Here is a 22,005-nt window from a genome sequence, read left to right as displayed (position 1 = left end):
CTAGAGTTTGGAAAAGTTTTGAATTCATTGTTTCTTCTTAAAAAATTCTGAAGGATCTAATCTTTCTTTATCAAATGACTTAGAATATTCTGCCTTATAAGCATTTTCGCATTCTAAATATGTTTTACTTGGGTTTCCATTCATATATTTTACTTGTTCTTCATTAAGTTTTTTGCTACCTTTAGGAAATTCTTCTTGACATTCTTTAATTTTAGCTTCTAATTCCTTAGCATTTTTTGGATCTTTATAGTATTCTACTGATTTTGGCTCACTAGAACAAGCAGAAAAAACACCTATAATCATTGCACTTAATAAACCTAATTTAATTGTATTTTTCATAGAATTTCCTTTTTTGTGTATATTTATAGTTACTATTATATATTAATATTTATTTATATATAATAAAATTAATCTTAAATACTAATATTATATAATATTATGCAAATAATCACAAGAAATAATATTTGTATTTTAAAAAAATTATCTTGTAATTTCTTTGTCTTTAATTGTTTTAGAATTATTTTTAAAATTGTTTAATTTTTGATGAAAATTATAAAAGTTGAGTTGTTTTTTAACTTCATACTACCTACACATTTAGAAGATTATTTAGAATATAAAACAAAACTATCACTAAAAAATCAAAGAAACAAAAATAAATATTATTTATTTTTAGTATTTATTAATAAATAATAGTATATAATATTATACAAAAATATAAAGGATTTATTCAATGATAATATCTGTTGTAAATAAAAAAGGTGGTGTTGGAAAAACTCCTTTCGCTTTTTCAATTGCTAAAGATCTAGAATATTTCTTACAAAGTAATGATAACTCCATTATAGAAAAGATTTATCCTGAAAAAGCGAAAATTTTACCAACTCCAAAAAAAATAGATAATTGCGTTTATGATTTTGGTGGTTTTGTAGAAAAAGGAGTATTGGATATTATTAAAGAAAGTAATAAGATTATTATTCCTTGCACAAGTAATTATAATTCTTTACTTAGAACATTAGAAACTTTAAACGAAATAGGTAATGATAATAGAGTTTGTATTCTAGTTACAGATTATAGAGATGAAAAAGAAAAAAATCAAATTTGTGAAACTCTTGAAAGCAATTTTACAGATTTGAACTTTTTCTTCTTTAAATTTTCTAAAATTATTGAAAACTCTATGAGTAGTGGAGCTTCTTTCACTGAACTTTATAATGAGAACAATCTTTCAAGATTAAGTTATACAAATTTTTTCAATGAATATCAAAGACTTTTAGATTTTATTAGAAAGGATAAATAATATATGGAAAAAAAACCATTTACAATAGCAGAAGCTTTAAATTCTGAAACAAGCTCTCAAAAGACTTTTAAGAAAGCTGATAAAAAATCAGCTGGAAGAAAAACTATAGATCAAAAGCTAAGAAGAGACAATTTAGTAGTTTGCAGACTCAATGAACAAGAAATGGAAATTTTGAAAAAGTTAATGGATTTAGACTTAGTTAGTGAATATGGTACTTATATAAGAAAATTGATTTTAAAAGAGGCAAGAGCTTTAAATATTAATAACTAAAGATGTAAAATATCCTTGCAAAAAACAAAACTACAAGGATATAAATGTATAAAAAAACAAAAAGACAAATTGAAGATGAAAAAGATTATGGTGGTCGAAGTTTATTTGACTTGATAGAACTAGAATTTTCGCAAGGAGAAGAAAATGAACAACAAAACAGAAAATTATCCAAACATAGAGAAATTACAGATAATATTAAACGAATTAGCATTTCATCAAATACACCAAGCGTGGATAGACAAGAAAATTCCACAATACAGCTTGATAATACTAGAAAGATGGGCGGAGTTTTATCCGAATACGATCAAGAATCTAGGAATGTCAGATCTAATGACACTAGCATTACCACAAGCTCAAATGGAATTAGCAATCTTAGAGAGCAAAGAAGCAAACAAGAAGAGAGATCAGGGGCTAACAGATATGGAGATACTAGCGGAAGAGCAAATAAATCTCAATCAATACATAGCGATAGAACCCCAAATTTATTCTCCTTTATTTCAAGAAATGATGATGAAAGACAAGGAACAGATACAGGAGGAAGAAACAATCAACAATCAGTATTGGAAACTGCAACAAGAAATGATGGATATGAAAGAAGAAGCCTCAAGTCTGGACAAAAATTAGATTTTATAAGCGATGATGAAATCTATCTTGGTTCTTTAAAAGATAGATTTCAAAAAAATCTTCAAGCTATTAAGCTTTTAAAAACTATAGAACAAGAGAACCGCTATGCTACCAAACAAGAACAAGAAATTCTAAATAAATTTTCAGGATGGGGTGGTATTCCTCAAGCTTTTGATCATCATAATAAAGAATGGGAAAAAGAATTTAAAGAACTTATTAGCACACTTGATTATATAGAATATGAAAAGGCAAAAACTTCAACTTTAGATGCTTTTTACACTCCAAAAATTATTATCGATACAATTTATCAAGGGCTTAATCAGTTAGGATTTAATAATGATGGTCACACCAAAGAAATATTTGAGCCAAGTGCAGGTATAGGCTCTTTTTTGTCTTATGCAAAAAATTATAGTGATAAATATCATTTTACTTGCGTAGAGCTTGATACTATAAGTGCAAATATATTAAAGCATTTACACCCAAATCAAACAATTTATAATAAAGCATTTCAGCACCATTTATTTGATAAGCCATACGATGCTTTTATAGGTAATCCACCTTTTGGTCAAAAAAAGATTTTAGATTTAAATGATCCTACACTAAATAAATCAAGTGTGCATAATTATTTTATTGCAAATGCTATTAAAAATTTAAAAGAAGATGGAATTGCAGCTTTTGTAGTATCAAGTTATTTTTTAGATTCTAAAAATAGCACAATAAGGAATTATATAGCCGAACATGCAACATTTTTAGGTGCTGTAAGATTGCCAAATAATGCTTTTAAAAAACGAGCTAATACAGAAGTTACTACCGATATTATCTTTTTTAAAAAAGGCAAAGATTTAAATATAGATAAATCTTGGTTACAAAGCGTAGAATACTATGACGATCGTTTTGATGAAGCTGAAAAAAGAGGTATGCACCCTGATGTTTTTAATGACTTTAGAATAAATGAGTATTTTAAAAATAATCCACAAAATATCTTAGGAAAAATAGATATTAAAAGCTCTCAATATGGTTATAATTTAGAATGCTTAGATAATGAAAAAGATTTAAAAATTTCTTTAGAAAATTTTATAAAAACCTTACCTAAAAATATTTATAAATATCAAGAAACAAAAATCAAGCTATCTTATTACAGGATTGATAAAGAATCTCCTGAATATGAAAAATATAGCAAAGTTTTAAGTAAGTTAAAAGATGGTAATTATTTTGAATACAATAATGAAATTTATATGAAGATTAGAAGTGATGATGAACTAGTCTTTTCAAAACCTGTTTTAAATGAACACGATAAAAGAAGGATTAAAAAACTCATTGCTATTAGAAATCAATTTAATACCCTTATTGAATATGAAAAAAATGAACCTAGTAATCTTTTGGTGGAAAATCAAAGAAAATATCTAAATAAACTTTATGATGAATTTGTAGCCAAAGAAGGATATTTAAATAGAGACGCAAATAAAAAAGCTTTTAGAGAAGATATAGAAGCAAATAAAATTTTAGCACTGGAAAAAAATTATAGCAGTGGTATTTCAAAAAACGTAGCCTTAAAAGAAGGTATAGATCCTATTGCACCAAGTGCTACAAAAGCAGATATTTTCTTTAAAAGAACTATAAATACACAAAAAGAAATTAAAATTTCAACTCCACAAGAAGCATTAATTGCTAGTATCAATGAGTATGGAAGAATTGATTTAAAATTTTTAGAAACGAATTTAAATCAGCCTTTAGAAGAAACACTTAAATCTTTAGAGCAAGATAGATTAATTTTTAAAGATCATAACAATCCTACAAATTATGTTTTAGCTGAAAAATATCTCTCTGGCAATGTTAAAGCAAAATACAAAGAAGTAAAAAAATTAGTAGAAGATGGCTTTAATGAATTTGCCAATAATTTAGAAAGTTTGGAGCAAGTTTTACCTAAAGATTTAAAAGCTGTTGATATTTCAATAAGTTTAGGAACAACATGGATACCTATAAAATATTACAAACAATTTATAGAAGAAACCTTACAAATTACTCCTAAAGATTATGATTTATTCTTAATGGAAAAAACAGGTGAGTGGAATCTTAAGGGTTTTGGTCATTCTTTAAGTTCTTATATTCGTTCAGAATATGCTACCGAAAGAATAGGTTGTTTTGATTTGTTCGAGCATGGATTATTAAGAAAGCCTATTCGCATTTATGATAAAAAAACAGATCCATCAGGCAAAGAAAGCAGGGAATTAAATCCTAAAGAAACTGCAATCGCTAATTCTAAATTAGAGAATTTAAAAAATGAATTTATAGAATGGATTTATAAAGATTATGATAGACGCACTGATTTAGAAAATATCTATAATGAAAGATTTAATACAAATATAGAACCACAATACAATGGAGAACATTTAGAACTTCCAAATTTCAATGCTAATATCAAACTCAAAAAACACCAAAAAAATGCTATATATAGGGCTATTCAAGAAAACAGTATTATTTTTGATCATCAAGTAGGTGCTGGAAAAACTTTAGTCGCAATTTGCTCTGTAATGGAACAAAAAAGAATGGGACTTTTAAATAAACCCTTGATTGTAGTTCCTAATCATTTAGCAAGACAATGGAATGATGAGTTTTATCACGCCTATACAAATGCAAACATTTTAGTTGCTACCAATGATGATTTAAAAAAAGATAATAGAGAAAAGTTTTTTTCAAAAATTGCAACAAACAATTATGATGCCATTATTATGACACACTCGCAATTTAAATTAATCCCTGCCCCTTATGAAGTTATCAAAAGACAATACGAAGAAGATATTGAAATTTTGAAACGAACTTTAGAAAGAAAAAAAGATGATAAAAATGTTATGCAATATTCTGTTAAAGACTTAGAAAAACGCATTGAAAATTTTAAAGTAAAGCTCCAAGATTTACAAACCGCACATAAAAAATCTAAAGCTATTGATTTTTCAGAATTAGGAATTGACGCCTTGATAGTTGATGAAGCACACGAATTTAAAAATTTACTCATTACAACTTCAATGGGAGATATAAGTGGTCTTGGTAATTTAAAAGGCTCGCAAAAAGCTTATGATCTTTATTCTAAGACGCAATTTTTGCATGAACAAAATAAAAAACTCTATTTTTTAACAGGAACGCCAATAAGTAACTCAATTACAGAGCTTTACACATTACAAAGGTATATACAACCAAATATATTAAGAGAAAAAGGAATACAAGCTTTTGATTCTTGGGCTTCTACTTTTGGAGAAGTTACAAACGCTTGGGAGCTTGATAGTTCTGGAATAAATTATAAAATCGTTGCAAGATTTAACAAATTCAAAAATGTTCCTGAACTTTCTGCCATGTATAAAAGTGTGGCTGATATTGTAACAAATAATGATATTATGAAATATCAAAAAGATTTCGTACCAAAACTTTACAATGACAAACCTATTAATATCGTTGCTCCTAGAAGTGAAGAAATAGCAGAATTTATAGGTATTCAAGATGAAAATGGAAGGTGGAATGAAGGCTCTATTGTGTGGAGAATGGAAAATCAACAAGAAGATATTACTAGAAATAACTTACTTGCTTGTACCACAGATGCTAGAAAGGCTGGACTTGATTTTAGACTTATTAATCCACATTGTGATGATTATGCAGATTCTAAAATTAATAAGCTTATTGAAAATGTTTTTAATGAGTATAATGCTTGGAATGATGATAGAGGCACACAATTAATATTTTGTGATTTATCCACTCCAAAACAACACTCTCAAAAAGTTTCTCTAAATGGCAATATTACTATACCAAATTTAAATAAAGAAGAATTTGTCAATATTAATGAAGCAATAGAACAAGCAGAAGAAGAAAATAACAAAAGCCTTGATGAACTCTTAGCAGAACAAGCAAAATTTGATGTATATACTGATATCTTAAAAAAACTTGTCGCAAAAGGTATTCCACAAAATGAAATTCGTTTCATTCATGACGCAAAAACAGATTTACAAAAAGGGCAACTTTTTGCGGATATGAATTCAGGAAAAGCTAGAATTTTAATTGGATCAACGCAAAAAATGGGTGCTGGAACAAATGTGCAAAAAAGAATTGTAGCCTTACACCATTTAGATTGTCCTTGGCGTCCGAGCGATTTAGAACAAAGAAGCGGTAGGGTTATAAGACAAGGCAATGAACTCTTTATGAAAGATCCGCAAAACTTTAGAGTAAAAGAGTTTAGATATGCAACTGAAAGAACCTATGATGCTAGAATGTGGCAAGTCATTGAAAGTAAAGCAAGATCCATAGAACAATTTAGAAAAGCTGGTGCTGATGTAAGAACCTTAGAAGATATTACAAGCGGTGCAGCAGATGCTGCAGAAATGAAAGCAGAAGCTACAGGTAATCCTCTTATTTTACTACAGGTGCAATTAAATAGTGATTTAAGACAAGAAGAAATGCTTTATAGTGGCTATAAAAGACAAATACACAATAATGAAGAAAGTCTTAGAGCTAATCTTTCAAAGATTGAACTGCTAAAAAAAGATATAGAAAAAATGGAAATTTTAAATACAATCATTAAAGAAAACAATAGCGAACATTTTCAAGGAAAATACTACATTAATGATGATGAAACAAAAGATTTTATTGTTTTTAAAAATGATACAAGCGATTTAAACAAGAGCAGACAAGCAGAACTTGAAAGAAATTTTGAAAAGATTGTTAAAACCATAGCCGATGATTATCAAAAAGAATATAAGGTTTTGGAGTTTAAAGGACTGCTTATAAGCGGAGAAAGAACAGATTTAAACACTCTTAATTTTTATGTGAGTACTACTGATGGTAAAACAATAATGGAGCCTGAAAATTTGATTTATAAAAGAGATGAAAAAACCTTTTTTAAATTGGAAAGTTATGTAAATTTTGGTGGTTTTGTAAAGAGATTAAACAATTTTTATAATGACTTAGAAAAATTTACTCAACTCAATAAAAATAAGATAGAAAATCTTGAAAAAGAAATTGTGGAGCTAAAAAGCATTACAGGAGATAACACTCCAAAATACAAAAGAAAGGATTATTTAGAGGCATTAAGAGAAGACAATCGCATTATCATGGATGAAATAGAAAAAATGAGTAAGCAAAAAAACTACAAAAGTGATTTTGTGCCAAAATCTGCAAAGATTTTAGAAGATTTAAATAAGCACAATAAGATTTTGAAAGAGAATGGGAGCTTCATCTTAGGTAATATATGTTAAACTTACCCAAGAAATTAGGAGGATAAATGAAATTTTTTGGCTTTATGGATGAAACAGGAGTTTTGGTAAATAATACAGACAATAAATCTTATTTTGGATTGGGCTTGTTAAGATTGCACGATACAAGCAGACTTTTACAAGAAATAACAATAATAAAAGCCAAACACAAAGGCATTATCCAAGAGGAATATAAGAAAAAAGGCATAAACAAAAATGTGGAGATAGGGGAATTAAAATTTCATTCTTTAAAAAGTAAAAAATATCTACAAATGTATAAGGATATTATTGATGCTTGTTTTGCTTATGAGCATTTTTATTTTTCTGCTATCCTTATCAATAGAAGCAAAATCAAAAATAAAAGCAAAAACACTTGGAAATTACATTTATCCTTTGCTAAAGCACATATAAAAGAACATTGCAAAAAGAAAAATGATGCGATAGTAATCATTGCTGATTATCTTAATAAGCCTAAAAATGCACCATTTTTTGAAGATGAAATGAGAAAACTAAAACAAGTTTTTAATGCTTCCATGCTTGAATCAGAAACCTCAATTTTCATTCAATTAGTAGATATTTTTATAGGTGCTATCATCTGTAGATATAAACATCTGGGTAATACTCACAAAAAGGTAGAAACTAAACCAAAAATGCAACTTGTAAAATATATAGAAGAAAAATTGGAACAAAAATACAATGAAGAAAATTCAAAAAACGGAAATAAAAATTGCAGTGGTAATTATGAAAATGATAAAACATTAAAAGGAAAATTTACTATTTTTGGAGAAAAATTCTATTTCAGTGTGTATGAAAGACAATAACTGGGATCATTGCCTTGGCTGTTATCATTTCGTTTAAAAATGTACGGTCAACATCCCAATTATCAATTGGTAAAATTCTAACATATTATTCTTAACAAGAAATTAAATCATTTAAGACAAATCTCTTTTTCTATATTTTTGAGAAATATAAAATTTGCTAGTATAAACTTCTTGTTTCATTATGCTTTATTCCTTTCTTTTATAAATTATCCATCTCTTTTAATCTCATTATTCCTAACACTTGTCCATCGCAAGATATTATCGGTTCTTCTTCGCTCTCCTTGCTGTAGCTGATTGAGTGCATTGATGTGCAAAAGCATTTGAGTTCGTTTTGTGTCATAAACCATAGGCTGTTTGGACAATACTCGCATAGAGTCTCTTTCTTGGGCAACTTCTCTTCGGATAATTGATTTATTACGGAGCTCTTGTAAGATTCTCTGTCTATATTGTTTTGTATAATCTCTCTCATTATTTATTCCTTTATTTCGTATAATCTTATATTTTTTTATTGTTTTAGTTTTACTTATTGGTTTTAAATCTTTTTCTCTACCTATTACTGATACATCCCAAATAGGTTTTTTAAGTATTTTAGAAACTTCTTGCCATTGATTATTGATTTTTGCTTTTTTTATTATTTCATAATCTTCTTGTCCTACTATTTTAAATCTTGCATACTCACCTCTTAAAACTTTATTTTCTTTCACAACTCTTTCTAAATCTTGTCCCCAAATTGTAGTAATTCCTTTTTTGGTTTTATAGCTCACATAATAACTTTTCTTTGCATTTTCATCTGTGCTAAATTGATAATTTGCACTCCCAAAATCCATAACTTGATAATAGTGCATTTTTATTTTTGGAGTTTGATTAAGCTCATTATTCATATTTAATTTCGCTGAAAACTCTTGATTTATTTCTACTTCTCTTTGTTTTTTATTTGTAGCTTTTGCTTCAACTCCTAACTCATTTAATGCTTTTGCAAATTCTGCTCTTAAATTTGCTAGATCTGCTTTTTTAGGATTAATTCTTTTACCATTTTTATCTGCAACTTTTAAACAAATATGACAATGCGGATTATCTGTATCTCCGTGAAAAGCAAGAACAAATAAATTATTTGGATATATTCTTTTTAAAGCAGTAATTGTAGCCTGTTGTAATTTTTCTTTTGGTGTTGTAGAATGTTCTTTCATAGAAAAAACCATATTAATGGTATGTCTTTTTTCTTTAGCACCTTCTTTATATAATGGAATGGGAGATCCTTCATTTTTAAAAATTTTTTTTACTTCAAAAACTTCATCTTCTCCTACATATTTATCAAAATCATTAGTTATTAATTCTACATTTCCTTTACGAGATATATAATCAAGATGTTTTGAAAGTGCTTGTAAATTTTTAGAACCTGAAGTAATTTTTACTACAACTTCAGTATTTTTTCTAAACATATTTTTATTAATTAGCTTGCCTGTTTTTATATCTTTTGTGTATTTATTTTTATTCTTATTAATATAATTTAGCGGTAATTTTGATGCATTTTCTACTTTAGTAAAAACTTTTTTAGCAATTATTTCATCATCAAATATTTTAATACTAGACATTATATAATCTTTTAAATTCTTTGATTATTTTTTTCAATTATTATTCCTAATTGTTCTAATAATAAATCTAATTTATCATTTAAATTATTAATAGTATTTTTAAAATTCTCATCATTAATTTTTATAAAATTTCTAGATCTAAGAACTTTTAATAATTGATATAAATTTTTACCTATAGCATTAATTTCTGTTCTAGTTTTTATAAATTCTAATATATTATCATTTGAAAAAAATTTATATTTATTTAAAGAATTAATCAGTAAAAATTTAGCTTCTTTTGTTGCTGATTTAAAATTATTATTTATAGCATTTTCTTTTAAGAGTTTAAACTCTTTATCCGTTAATTTTATTCTTATTTCTTTTGTTTCTTTATCCATTATTATATTTGAATTGTCAATTAATTTATAATCATTTTTTATATTACTATTTTTATTTTTTTCTCTATATTCTTTAATTATATAATTTATTATTTTATTTAATGAAGTTTTAGTTTCTAATTTTATTTTATTTAAATAATCAAAGTTTTTTATTTCAATTGTTAATAAATATTTTTTCATTTTTTATCCTTTATATTTCAATGAGCCTCGCAGAGAAATGGCAAAGTAAGTAAAAAAAGTTATATAACTTTTTGGCGTCTTTGCCTATCCTGTTATTAATAAATAAAATAAATTAGTTCGTATTTTACAATACTAAACTTTACAATAAATTAAGATTATTATGTAAAAATAATAATATAGTAATTTATCAAAGGAGAAATATGTTTCAAGAAAGTAAAATGATAGAAGACTTAAAAAGAGAATATAATGAAAAGTTAAAAAAAATACGCCAAAAAGAAAAAGAAAGAAAAGAAAAAATATATAAGAAACTTTCTATAGCCATATTAAAAGATTTTGAAGTAAATCAAGATTTTATAAATGAATTTAACTTATTAATAAATAAATTAAATTGTAATAATACAAAATCTATTATGGAAACAATAAATAGCTTATATAATTTTAATAAAACAACTGATACAATAGAAGATGCAAAAAACAAAAACTAAAGATATACTGGGGAATAAAAATGGATAAAAATTATAAGATAAAAGTAACAGATATAAGCAAATTAAATGAACAATATAAAGAAGCAATTCAAGAAGGAACTTATGAAGATGAAGATATAAATAAATTTTTTGAAACAATAAAAACTTTTGATATTGCTGAGAGTCTATTAAAAAAAGATTTCTCAAATCAATTTATAAAATTTGATATTATTACAGAAAAAGAAAAAATACCATTAAATATAAGACTTGGTGATGGAAATTTTCAAAAAGGCTTAGATCATTTAATTAATATTGGTTGCTCAAAAATTAATAAAGAAGATATTAGTTCTGATATAAAAAAAGATCTCAATAATCAACTTTCAGTGTATAAACCAAAAGCATATGATGAAATGTTAGATGGAACTTTCAAAGCTTTAAAAAATTTATCAGAAATAGCAAATAAAGATATGGGATTAATGATTTTAGAATTTTCAAATTCTTATTCACAAGCTAGAGAAAAATATGAAAAAAAACAATTTGAAAAAAATAAAAATTTAGCAAAAGATCCATCGTTTTTTAAAGAAAAAATGAAAGAATTTTTCAAAAAAAAACTAAATAAAGTTTTACCAGATAGAGAAATTAGTAACGAAAAAACATACTCACGATCAAGGTAAAAAATGAATAGTCTGGTAAATTTTGATAATTTGCTTTCTCAAATAAGATTATCTTCTTATGATAATAATATTGTCAAGCACTATGATAATCTTAAGTGTGTTGGGAAAATTACTCCAAAACTTGCTACATTAGAAATTATTCTTAGAAATAAACTAGATAATAAATTATCAGAGAAAGATAATGATTGGATAAAAAACTCTAATGATGAAAAGATTAAAAAATCCAAAGAAGAAATTGAGCATAGGGAAAAAAATAGAATTTTATCTCATCATCAATATCTTTCTCGTATAAGTTTAGGGACTATCATTCATCTCATCAAAGAAAATAAATTACAAAACTCTATAATGGATTTAAAAAATATCAATTTTAGAAACTACAATCAATACAATAGAAATTTCTTTTTTGAAAATGGCATAAAATTACGCTTTAGAAATACGCATAAAGTTGATATTGTTCTTAGCTTATTACAAAATCTAAGAAATAGAAGTTATCATTGGGAAAATATTTTAAAAACAACAGAAAAAAATGGCAAACATTACCCAAGATTAACAACAAAGATTGAAAACACACATATAGGAGTAGATCCGCAAAAAATAGATTTTTTCTTAAGTGATTTAATTAAAACTTTTAACGAAAAAATTTTGGAATATTGTTAAGATTAAAAAATGGGACACAAGGAGTCCCTCGAATTTAAAAGGTGGGCTACTAGGAAGCCCTTTGAATTTCATTGTAATTATACTGACAAAACATTAAACAAAGTTAAAAGGATATACAATGCCTCAAAAAAGAATTTATCTTTATGTGCCCTTTAAAGATAAAGAAAAAGTGAGATTATTAGGGGCAATGTGGGATGATAAAGAAAAAAAATGGTTTGCTCCTAAAAGCTTAGATAAAAATATTTTTGCACAATGGTTAAATCCACACCAAAAAAAAGAATTCTCATTTGATATAAATGAAGTACAAATTGCTTTTAAATCTGCTTTAGAAAATCAAGGTTTAATTATCGATGGCTTACCTATTATGGATGGTAAGATTCATAGAGCAAAAACCGCAACAGACAAGGGCAGAGAGATGAGTGGAGCTTATAGTGGCTTTTTAAATGGATATCCTGCAGGATTTATTCAAAATTTTAAAACAGGCATTAAAGAAAATTGGAAAATGCAATTAGAAAAAAATTACAAAAACAAAATAAAAAATCCACAAGAATTATTTAAACAAACAAAAAAAGAACAAGAACTCAGAGAAAATGAAATTCTAATCTTGCAAGAAAAAACAGCATTAAAAATCGAAGAAGAATACAATAATGCAAAATGGGCGAATTCTAATCATCCTTATTTAAAGAAAAAAGGATTTAATGAAAATTTTTATCTCAAGCAAGATAATAGAGGTTCTTTGCTTATTCCTTTAAAAGATGAAAATGGAAAAATATGGTCTGTGCAAAGAATTTTTCCAAATGGTGATAAAATCATTGGTATTATTAAATCAAAAGAAGAAAAAGAACAAGGTATAGAATACTACGCAAAGAAAACTGGATGTTTTCATATAATAGGGGCAAAAAGTTTAGAATATTGCAAAGAGTTTATCATAACAGAAGGTTTTGCCACTGCTGCAACAATTTATAAAGCACTTAATAAACCTATAATAATGGGAGTAGATGCTGGAAACCTATCAAAAATCGTTGAAATCTTAAAAGATAAGTTTCAAAATATTCCTATTACTTTAATAGCAGATAATGATAAAAAAAGAGAACTAAAAGGACTTTCTAATATCGGTATAGAAAGTGTAAAAGAAATCAAAGAAAAATTCTTAGATATTAAAGTTATTATTCCAAAAATTAGCGATGAAGAAGCCAAACAAGGAATGAGTGATTTTAATGATATATTTTTAGCTAAAGGACTTGATGAAGTTAAAAAACAACTCAACTTTTACAATTTTCATCAAAAATTAAACAATTTTAAAAATAATTCTAAAACAATTAAAGATAAAGAAATTACAAGATAATTCTTTAAAATACAAATATTATTTCTTGTGATTATTTGCATAATATTATATAATATTAGTATTTAAGATTAATTTTATTATATATAAATAAATATTAATATATAATAGTAACTATAAATATACACAAAAAAGGAAATTCTATGAAAAATACAATTAAATTAGGTTTATTAAGTGCAATGATTATAGGTGTTTTTTCTGCTTGTTCTAGTGAGCCAAAATCAGTAGAATACTATAAAGATCCAAAAAATGCTAAGGAATTAGAAGCTAAAATTAAAGAATGTCAAGAAGAATTTCCTAAAGGTAGCAAAAAACTTAATGAAGAACAAGTAAAATATATGAATGGAAACCCAAGTAAAACATATTTAGAATGCGAAAATGCTTATAAGGCAGAATATTCTAAGTCATTTGATAAAGAAAGATTAGATCCTTCAGAATTTTTTAAGAAGAAACAATGAATTCAAAACTTTTCCAAACTCTAGGCGAAAGCATACAACAAATTGTTAATGCTATAAAAACAAATAAAATATATAAATAACCCTTATATTCTAAAGGGTTATCTTATTAATTTTAAATAACTAATTTAACTTTATATCAAGGATATGGATCCTCTTTTGCATCACCTCTTCCAGTAAGATTCTTCCATCCTTTCAACTTATGTTTATCAGGTTCTTTTCTAAAATTTGGACAAGGAGGCAATGAGTCACTTGAACTGATTGTTATTTTCCGTTTGCAATCAACACATTCAAATTCTCCTCCAGAAACATCTGAACCATAAGGAATATAATTTTTATTCATAACTACTCCTAATTATTAATTTATTATCATATTTTACCTTAAAATTTATTAGTTTTAAAATACAAATATTATTTCTTGTGATTATTTGCATAATATTATATAATATTAGTATTTAAGATTAATTTTATTATATATAAATAAATATTAATATATAATAGTAACTATAAATATACACAAAAAAGGAAATTCTATGAAAAATACAATTAAATTAGGTTTATTAAGTGCAATGATTATAGGTGTTTTTTCTGCTTGTTCTAGTGAGCCAAAATCAGTAGAATACTATAAAGATCCAAAAAATGCTAAGGAATTAGAAGCTAAAATTAAAGAATGTAATAAAAATGCTAATTCTGCAAAAAATGATACAGAATGTGCTAATGCTTATAATGCAGAATATTCTAAATCACTTGAAAATGCTAAGAATACAGAAATTACTGATGAAGAAGCTTCAAAATATCTCAATCTTAAAAAGAAACAATAAATGAATCTTTTTCAATTTTTAAGCGAAAGCATACAACAAATCATTGATGCAATTAGGCAAGTAGGCACTAGTGATAAGATCGCTGAGCTTTAAAAGTAAATACTATTATATATTAGTGATTTTTAATATATAATAGTTATTTTTAGTAATTAATATTATACATTAATTATATATTTGCTTTATATAATGCTTAAAATATTTTAATTAAATTAGAATTTATTATCAAAAAACTTATTAACCTATTTTAAAATAAAATTTTCTATTAAGGAGCAAAACTATGGAAAACAAACAATATATTTATAATTTACCAAATGAATCTAATGAGAAACAAGAGTTTAAAACAACAAATACTAATATTAATTCTATTATAATCGTTGGAGCTAATGGCTCAGGTAAAAGTAGATTAGGTGCTTGGATGGAGAAAAATTGTGAAAGTATATATAGAATTCCAGCACAAAGAAATACAACTATATCAAAATATATAACAAGAAATAAATATAAAGAAGCTAAAAATAATTTGTTTTATGGAAGCACTAATCCTAGTTTATACAATATTTTTAACAATAAATATGATGGATTTGAAAATGCAACAATAAAACTCCATAGTGATTATGATAAGCTTTTAAGCTATATTTTATCTTATGAACAAGAACAATTAAGACAAGAACATAGAAATGGCAATAGAATTGAAAATATCATAGATAAAACTAAAAATATTTGGAAAGAAATTTTTTCTCATAGAGAAATTGAACTTGAAAAAGATGAATTTTTATGCATTATGGATAAGCAAAATGAATATGAAGCAAGAATGATGAGTGATGGAGAAAGAGCTATATTATACTTAATAATGTATGTTTTATGTATTGAAGAAAAAATTATTTTAATAGATGAACCAGAATTACACCTGCATCCATCATTAACAAATAAACTTTGGGATGTCTTAGAAAAATATAAACAAGATCATTTATTTATATATATCACTCATGATTTAAATTTTGCTTCTAACCACACCAACTCAGATAAATTTTGGATTAAATCTTATAATGGGAAAAAATGGGAGTTTGAACAAATCTCAACAAATGAAATTATACCACAAGAATTATTTTTAAAACTTTTAGGCGCTAGAAGAAATATTCTATTTATAGAAGGTGAAAACAATAGCTTAGATTTTGAGATTTATAGTGTATTATATCCACAATATCAAATTATAACGTGTGGAAGCTGTGAAAAAGTTGTTCAATACACAAAAGCCTTTAATGAACAGAATGCATTACATGGTTTTAAAGCTTATGGAATTATAGATAGAGATTATAGATCACAAAATGAAATAAATGCATTGATGAACAAAGATATAAACGTTCTAAAAGTAGCTGAAGTAGAAAATTTATTTTTACTAGAATGTATTATATTAGCTATTTTAAAACAATCTAATGGGGAAGATAAAATCAAAGAAATAAAAAATTATATTTTTGAAATAAAATTTAAAAATTGTCTAGAAAAACAAATTTTAGAAAATTTAAAAAGTGAAATAAAACATAAATTAAATACTATAGATATAAATTTAAAAACATCCGACGAAATTAAAGAAAAAATTAACTCTATAGAAAAATTTATAAATTTTGATGATTTACATAAAAATATAAATAATAAATTTAATTCAGTTTATGAAGAAAAAAATTATAACGAATTGCTAAAAGTATTTAATAAAAAAGACATTTATAAAGATAAGGGATTTTTAGATAAAATAGGTAGAACAGAAGAATCTTATATTAAAGAAGTTTTAAAATTATTAAAAGAAAACAAAAAACTTCGAAAAGAAGTATTAGAGTATATTAATCTACCAGAAATTTAACTTAACCTTTTTTTAATAAAATTAAGCCTGTATAGGCTTAAAACTTTTATATCTCCTTATCCCTTTAAAAGTATCAAATAAACCTATTAATGCTATAACAAAAATTATAAATAATAAAAAATAATCTTGTAAAAATATTAAAATGTCTTTACAAACTAAAAATTTAAAAGCAAGAAATAAAAAACTTACAGAACTTAAAATAATCATAACTATTAAATCAAAATACAATTTCTCTATATTTCTAAGTTTCTTATAATTTAAATACTTAATAAAATTCTTAAATTTCATCATCAGTCCAAAATAATTTTTTAAATTATAACTTCTTTTTGGCGTTATTCAAAATTATATTTTATAATTTTATATGAAAGTTCAAAAATTTTAATTTTTGATTTACCTTTTAATATATTATAAATTTAATAAATTTAAGAATTTAGTAACTATTCTATTTATGTCAATTTATTTTTTGAAAGCCCATTTTTCCATAGGGTCTTTCCGAAAAAATGTCAAAAACTATTCTATTTATGTCAAAAACTATTCTATTTATGTCAATTTTTTCTTATTTTCTCTCTGATTATCCGCTTATTTTGCTGACATAAATATAATAAACTATTCTATTTATGTCAATTTTGGATTTTTATTTTAAACAATATTTTTATAAAAATAAATTTTGATATAGATATAATAAATATTGACATAGATATAATAATTCTACTATAATTACTTTATGAAAAATTATTAGTTTGTATTAGACTATTCTATTTATGTCAATTTTGGATTACAAACTAACTGATTGTTCTATTTATGTCAATCTTAGTAAGAAATTAATGTTACTAAATATTATTATTGAAGTAACAAAAGGATAAAAATGCCAAAAAGAAACACTATTAATACTATTACACTTGGGATTTTTAGCGATGAGAATGTTTCTGTAATTTGCGATGATACAATTAAACTAGAAAGAGGTTCTGTAGCCGTATTAAGTGGTAATAGTGAAGTAGGTAAATCTTTCTTAGCTTTAAAAGTTTGTGCTAATGCTATAAATGATGGTTTAAAACCTTTTTTTTGGAGTATAGAAGATAAAAATCAAGCGATTTTAGAACGTATTAAAAATATAGAAAATTTTTATCCTTTTAATAGCACAGAGCTTGAGTTTTCTAATGAACTTCCAAAAATTGATAAAGATTCTATTAATGGATTACAAGAAGAGCTTAATGAATTAGCAGATTGTGATTTAATTGTTTTAGATACTTTTAGTGCATTTTTTTCATTTTTAGGTTTTAAGGATCAAAATAATCAAAATGATGTTCAAAACTTCTTTAATGTTTTAATTGATACAGCAAAATTAAATAATCAAGCAATTTTAATACTTCATCATTTAGATAAAAAAGGTGAAAGTCTTATGGGTAGTTCAGTTATTGTAAATGCTCCTAGACTTGTTTATAAATTATCTTTTCAAAAGGGAGAAGATAAAAATTCTACAACTTATCGCTTGCTTGAAGTTTTAAAAGATAATAATAATATTAATGCTGGAGAATACCAAAAAATTATTAAAGTATTACATAATTCTAGTATTGATGAGCCTTTAATTAAAAATATTAAAGCAGATAGCATTGATTCTCATACTTTAGAAATTATTAATAAAAAAGATATATCTGCAGTCAGCGTTAATGAATTAGCAGAAGGATATGTAACAATGAATGAGAATAGAGGTGTTTTTTATTTAAGCTCTAGAAAACTTACTGATTCTAATTTTTATAAGATTTTCAAAGAAAATGATAATAAAATAGATTTTGAAATGACTGGTGCAAATGGTTCATCCTATGCGATTAGTCTTAAAAATTCTCTTTTAACACAAACTCATAGAAATATTTTAGATGCTTTATTTTTATATATTAAAAAAAATGTAGAAACTAGTGTAATTAAAAAATATCAAGAAAACTTTTGGGATATGGAGGTAAGATTAGAGCCTTATAAATTTTTAAAACAATATCTTAATAAAGCTCCTAGTAATTATTCTTGGTTAAAGCAAAAATTTACAGAAATCTCTCGCTTTGCATATGATTTAGCTTTTACACAAAATGTTGAAGATAAAGATAAAAAAACAATCACACAAAGAGATAAAGGGATTTTAATGTTTGACTCTGTAGAACGTATCACAAAAGATAATGGAGTGATTGTTTCTGTATTCGTTTTAACTGTGCGTAGAGAATATATTAAAAAGCTTGAAACAGAATCAACTCTTTCTTATGATGATGATTTATCACAGATTCTTATTAATTTAAATTCTTTAGTTGCACAGGATTTAATTAGATTTTTAACAAGCTTCCCTGATAAAAAAATTCTTAGTTATAGTGAATTTTGCGATATTAAAGCTTATAAGCTTTATAAGGAAAGTTCTATTATTTCAAAACAAAAAAAAGAAATTATTAAATTAAAAGATAAATTTATAGAGTTTGGTATAAATATATATGGCAAAGGTGTTGAATTTGCTGAATATGATGACAATTTTTTTTATGATAAATATAAAAATGAAAATGATCTATTTTTTGTTTATCAAAGCAATAATAGAGTGAAAAGATTTATTAAGCGTAATGATCCTATGAATCAATTAAACACCAAAAATAATAAATTTATTTTGGGAAAATCTTTGTTTGATTAAAAATATAATTCAAGAAGGATAGTATATGTCAAAAGAAAAATTAGAGGAATTACAAGAAGAAATTAACAAAGTTAGAAAGCTTTATGAACAACTTAAGAACGATTATTCTATAAATAAAGCATTTATTGATAGTAATAGTGATGATTCTTTGAAATTACTTATTAATAATGAAATTAATAGTTATCAAGAAGCAAAAAGAGAGATACAAGAAAGAATAAATAAATTAAGTGAAGCTTATAATTATTTGTTGAATAATGATCAGAGTGGTAAAAGTAGACTAACACGAATTCAAGAAGTTACATCTGATAATATAATAAATGATATTAAGCAAAAAATAAATAATATTAATAATTCGTATGCAGAAATATTTTTAAGTGATAAGGGAAATATACCCGGTGATTTATTGAACAAATATGAACAAATTAAAAATATTCATGATGATTTAATTGTTGTGAAAAATAGTGAAAACTTAAATAAGGTAGAAGATTTAAACAGAAAAATAGATGATTTTTTGAGCAAATATTCTGAAATAATAGGTAATGAAGAAAATTCAAAATATAAGACCTTTATTTCAAATTATACTGATTTTGAAAAGAAAAAAAGAGAATTAGATGATTTTTATAAAATTGTATTTGGTTCAGATGATGGCAATATTCAATCTTTAAAGAAAGAATTAGAAGAGAGAAAAGAGCAATTAAAAAAAGTAGAAGAGGAAGCAAAAAAAGTTATAGATTTATCTAGTGATGCAGGACTTGCAGCTGGATTTTTTAAACAAGTAGAACAAGCTAATGATAATAAAAATAAAAATTTATATTTTTTTGCTGGAGCAATATTATGTATGGCAATATTTAATTTTTTCACTATTGATTGGAAAAATTTAAATAATATTGATTTAGTTTCAGCTATTGTTAGATTAATGATTAATACCCCTTTTATATGGGCTGCTACTGTTGCAAATATTAATTTAAATAAATATATCAAACTTGAACAAGAATATGCACATAAAGAATCTTTAGCAAAATCATTTGAAAGATATAAAGATCAGATCAAAGATTTGTCAGCAAATTATGAAACAGATGAGAAGCAAGTTGAGTTAATGACAAAATTGCTAGATACGAATATTGAGGCTTTTAAGAAAAATCCTTCTGATAATCTCGAACAAATTCGAGTAAATAATATTTTAATAGATGAAATTTCAAAATTATTTGATAAAATGAAGAATAAAAATTAAAAGAATTATATGTTAAATTCTTTTTTAAACCAATCTTATTTATAAATATTGATTAATTATAAATAAAATGTTCGTTTAATTTTATTCTATTAATATTATATTTTTCTTAAAAACGAAAATTAATTAAGTTTTAATTTTCGTTTTTTAACAAACCACAATAGACTATCATAGCTTTTTCCGCTATCTGCATATAGCAATTTCCAAATACTCCTAATAGGCAAGTCTTTATCCAGTAATGTCTTAATTTTTTCTGTATCCTTATCATAAATGCTATTAAGTGTTCCTACAGGGCGTCCTAATTTTTTTCCACTAGCTCTAGCATTTTCAAGTCCTGCTTTAGTTCGTTGCGATATTAACTCTCTTTCATTTTCCGCTAAATATGCATAAATTGATAAAATCAATTTTGCAGAAGGATTATTAAAATTACTAAGTTCCATCTGTCTCAAAAATAAAAACTTAATATTATTGGAATTAAATTCAAGCACTAGATTAATTATTTCTAACATACTTCTACCAAGTCTTGAAAGCTCTGTTGCTATTAATAAATCGCCCGCTTTTAGTTTTTGTTTTAAATCTTTAATTTTTCTTTTTTCCTGAGATTTTGTAGAACTTATTTTTACTTCTAAGATTTCATCTAAAATGATATTATTTTTATGACAATACTCCATAATTTCTAACTTTTGAGAATCTAATTCTTGTTTATTTGTCGATACTCTTATATATGCTATATTCATCGTTTTAAATCTTTTAACTTTTGATTTTTTGGTGGATTTTTAGTGAATTCCTTAAATTTTTGATGAAAATCTTTAACTTGTTTTGTCTGTTGTGTATCAAGTTTTTTAGCACATAAGTCTTGTATAGTCTCTTTTAAGCTATATTGTTCTCCTATTTCAGTAATATCAAATTCTTTAATACAAGAACCTATCCAAGTAAATTTACTTGATATTTTTAACACAATAGAGAAGATATCTTCATTAGATATAGGCTCTTTTGATACATAACCAGAATATTGTCTATGCTCAAAACCATTTTCAAGCATAAAATCTTTAATTAATCCATAAGGCTTTCTAGTATCTTCAAAATGCTTTTTAAGCTTCTCGGTAGATAAATCAAAATTAATTGCTTTGCGAGAGAGATTCACTGCCAAACACCTTTATTTCGTGCTTTACTTTTCGCAATTAAATCAATATTCCCTTCTCTCTCGCTAAGCCAAGTCCATTCCTTGACATTAAGAGTAAACCAATCACATTCAAGTAAATTACAATGAGTAAACATTCCCAAACAACCCAAATCATACTTATCTCCTTTGCAATGATAAGTTTCTTTGTCTATTTTTATCATTCCTGATTCTTTAGCATATTCATCTATCATTTTATACATATCTTCTAAATTATATTTGCCTTCTTTTAAAATCTTTTCTTCATCTAATACTATTCTTGTGCCTAAAAGTGGGTAAGCCAT

Annotated in this window: 20 protein-coding genes; 13 read left to right on the top strand and 7 right to left on the bottom strand. The window is 25.0% G+C overall.

From position 1 onward, the window contains the following. Positions 1-24: 24 nt before the first annotated feature. Positions 25-339, bottom strand: a complete 315-nt coding sequence (locus CNZW441b_RS07720; protein ID WP_216681624.1) for an EexN family lipoprotein — start codon at positions 337-339, stop codon at positions 25-27. Positions 340-730: 391 nt separating this feature from the next. On the opposite strand from CNZW441b_RS07720, the gene CNZW441b_RS07715 reads away from it, so the two are divergent. Genes CNZW441b_RS07715 through CNZW441b_RS07700 form a run of 4 tightly spaced genes read left to right on the top strand, consistent with a single transcriptional unit; the run spans position 731 to position 8,240 of the window. After that, a complete protein-coding gene (locus CNZW441b_RS07715) occupies positions 731-1,291 on the top strand; it encodes a P-loop NTPase family protein (protein ID WP_216681627.1) in 561 nt (186 codons plus the stop codon). Between the two features lie 3 nt (positions 1,292-1,294). Continuing rightward, a complete protein-coding gene (locus tag CNZW441b_RS07710; protein WP_059110811.1) occupies positions 1,295-1,561 on the top strand; it encodes a hypothetical protein in 267 nt (88 codons plus the stop codon). Positions 1,562-1,605: 44 nt separating this feature from the next. After that, positions 1,606-7,422 carry an SNF2-related protein gene (locus CNZW441b_RS07705; protein WP_216681626.1) on the top strand — a complete coding sequence of 1,939 codons (5,817 nt, stop codon included), beginning with the start codon at positions 1,606-1,608 and terminating at the stop codon, positions 7,420-7,422. A gap of 26 nt (positions 7,423-7,448) precedes the next feature. Beyond that, complete coding sequence (locus CNZW441b_RS07700; RefSeq protein WP_216681625.1) at positions 7,449-8,240, top strand: DUF3800 domain-containing protein; 792 nt, start codon at positions 7,449-7,451, stop codon at positions 8,238-8,240. 206 nt (positions 8,241-8,446) lie between these two features. Here CNZW441b_RS07700 and mobP1 read toward each other — a convergent pair whose 3' ends face one another. Together mobP1 and CNZW441b_RS07690 are read right to left on the bottom strand one after the other, a co-directional pair. Then, positions 8,447-9,835, bottom strand: coding sequence for a MobP1 family relaxase (mobP1, locus tag CNZW441b_RS07695; RefSeq protein WP_216681629.1), 1,389 nt, complete (start codon positions 9,833-9,835; stop codon positions 8,447-8,449). Between the two features lie 8 nt (positions 9,836-9,843). Next, positions 9,844-10,389, bottom strand: a complete 546-nt coding sequence (locus CNZW441b_RS07690; protein WP_126250109.1) for a hypothetical protein — start codon at positions 10,387-10,389, stop codon at positions 9,844-9,846. 200 nt (positions 10,390-10,589) lie between these two features. Here CNZW441b_RS07690 and CNZW441b_RS07685 point away from each other — a divergent pair, with 200 nt between their 5' ends. The 5 genes from CNZW441b_RS07685 (at position 10,590) to CNZW441b_RS07665 (ending at position 13,984) form a co-directional block, all read left to right on the top strand. Further along, positions 10,590-10,874 carry a hypothetical protein gene (locus CNZW441b_RS07685; protein WP_126250108.1) on the top strand — a complete coding sequence of 95 codons (285 nt, stop codon included), beginning with the start codon at positions 10,590-10,592 and terminating at the stop codon, positions 10,872-10,874. Between the two features lie 20 nt (positions 10,875-10,894). Further along, positions 10,895-11,527 carry a hypothetical protein gene (locus CNZW441b_RS07680; protein ID WP_059110804.1) on the top strand — a complete coding sequence of 211 codons (633 nt, stop codon included), beginning with the start codon at positions 10,895-10,897 and terminating at the stop codon, positions 11,525-11,527. Between the two features lie 3 nt (positions 11,528-11,530). Next, positions 11,531-12,184, top strand: a complete 654-nt coding sequence (locus CNZW441b_RS07675; protein ID WP_059110803.1) for a hypothetical protein — start codon at positions 11,531-11,533, stop codon at positions 12,182-12,184. A 118-nt stretch (positions 12,185-12,302) separates the two neighbouring features. Then, on the top strand, positions 12,303-13,529 hold the full coding sequence (locus CNZW441b_RS07670; RefSeq protein ID WP_059110802.1) for a DUF5710 domain-containing protein: 1,227 nt from the start codon (positions 12,303-12,305) through the stop codon (positions 13,527-13,529). A 140-nt stretch (positions 13,530-13,669) separates the two neighbouring features. Beyond that, the gene (locus tag CNZW441b_RS07665; protein WP_216681624.1) at positions 13,670-13,984 is read left to right on the top strand and encodes an EexN family lipoprotein; all 315 of its coding nucleotides are present in this window, start codon (positions 13,670-13,672) and stop codon (positions 13,982-13,984) included. A 136-nt stretch (positions 13,985-14,120) separates the two neighbouring features. On the opposite strand, the gene CNZW441b_RS07660 is transcribed toward CNZW441b_RS07665, so the two are convergent. After that, entirely contained in the window at positions 14,121-14,324 is a 204-nt protein-coding gene (locus tag CNZW441b_RS07660; RefSeq protein ID WP_059110842.1) for a zinc ribbon-containing protein, read from the bottom strand. Between the two features lie 190 nt (positions 14,325-14,514). Here CNZW441b_RS07660 and CNZW441b_RS07655 point away from each other — a divergent pair, with 190 nt between their 5' ends. From CNZW441b_RS07655 to CNZW441b_RS07640, 4 genes are all read left to right on the top strand, one after another. Continuing rightward, positions 14,515-14,802, top strand: a complete 288-nt coding sequence (locus tag CNZW441b_RS07655) for an EexN family lipoprotein (RefSeq protein WP_216681623.1) — start codon at positions 14,515-14,517, stop codon at positions 14,800-14,802. Between the two features lie 277 nt (positions 14,803-15,079). Next, on the top strand, positions 15,080-16,654 hold the full coding sequence (locus CNZW441b_RS07650) for a DUF4435 domain-containing protein (RefSeq protein ID WP_216681622.1): 1,575 nt from the start codon (positions 15,080-15,082) through the stop codon (positions 16,652-16,654). 865 nt (positions 16,655-17,519) lie between these two features. Then, the gene (locus tag CNZW441b_RS07645; protein WP_059110838.1) at positions 17,520-19,313 is read left to right on the top strand and encodes an AAA family ATPase; all 1,794 of its coding nucleotides are present in this window, start codon (positions 17,520-17,522) and stop codon (positions 19,311-19,313) included. A gap of 25 nt (positions 19,314-19,338) precedes the next feature. Then, positions 19,339-20,544, top strand: coding sequence for a hypothetical protein (locus CNZW441b_RS07640; RefSeq protein WP_216681621.1), 1,206 nt, complete (start codon positions 19,339-19,341; stop codon positions 20,542-20,544). Between the two features lie 119 nt (positions 20,545-20,663). Here the strand turns inward: CNZW441b_RS07640 and CNZW441b_RS07635 are convergent, their stop codons facing one another. From CNZW441b_RS07635 to CNZW441b_RS07625, 3 genes are read right to left on the bottom strand one after another with little or no spacing between them, the layout of a single operon-like run. Next, positions 20,664-21,278: a recombinase family protein gene (locus CNZW441b_RS07635; protein ID WP_059110836.1), complete on the bottom strand. Its 615-nt coding sequence runs from the start codon at positions 21,276-21,278 to the stop codon at positions 20,664-20,666. Then, positions 21,275-21,685 carry a VapD family protein gene (gene vapD, locus CNZW441b_RS07630; protein ID WP_059110835.1) on the bottom strand — a complete coding sequence of 137 codons (411 nt, stop codon included), beginning with the start codon at positions 21,683-21,685 and terminating at the stop codon, positions 21,275-21,277. Before vapD ends, CNZW441b_RS07635 begins: the two co-directional genes overlap by 4 nt. Then, positions 21,682-22,005, bottom strand: a complete 324-nt coding sequence (locus CNZW441b_RS07625) for a hypothetical protein (RefSeq protein WP_059110834.1) — start codon at positions 22,003-22,005, stop codon at positions 21,682-21,684. Before CNZW441b_RS07625 ends, vapD begins: the two co-directional genes overlap by 4 nt.

The organism is Campylobacter novaezeelandiae (assembly GCF_018968685.1).
GTDB classification, from domain to species: domain Bacteria; phylum Campylobacterota; class Campylobacteria; order Campylobacterales; family Campylobacteraceae; genus Campylobacter_D; species Campylobacter_D novaezeelandiae.
This window is presented reverse-complemented; position numbering and strand designations above follow the sequence as displayed.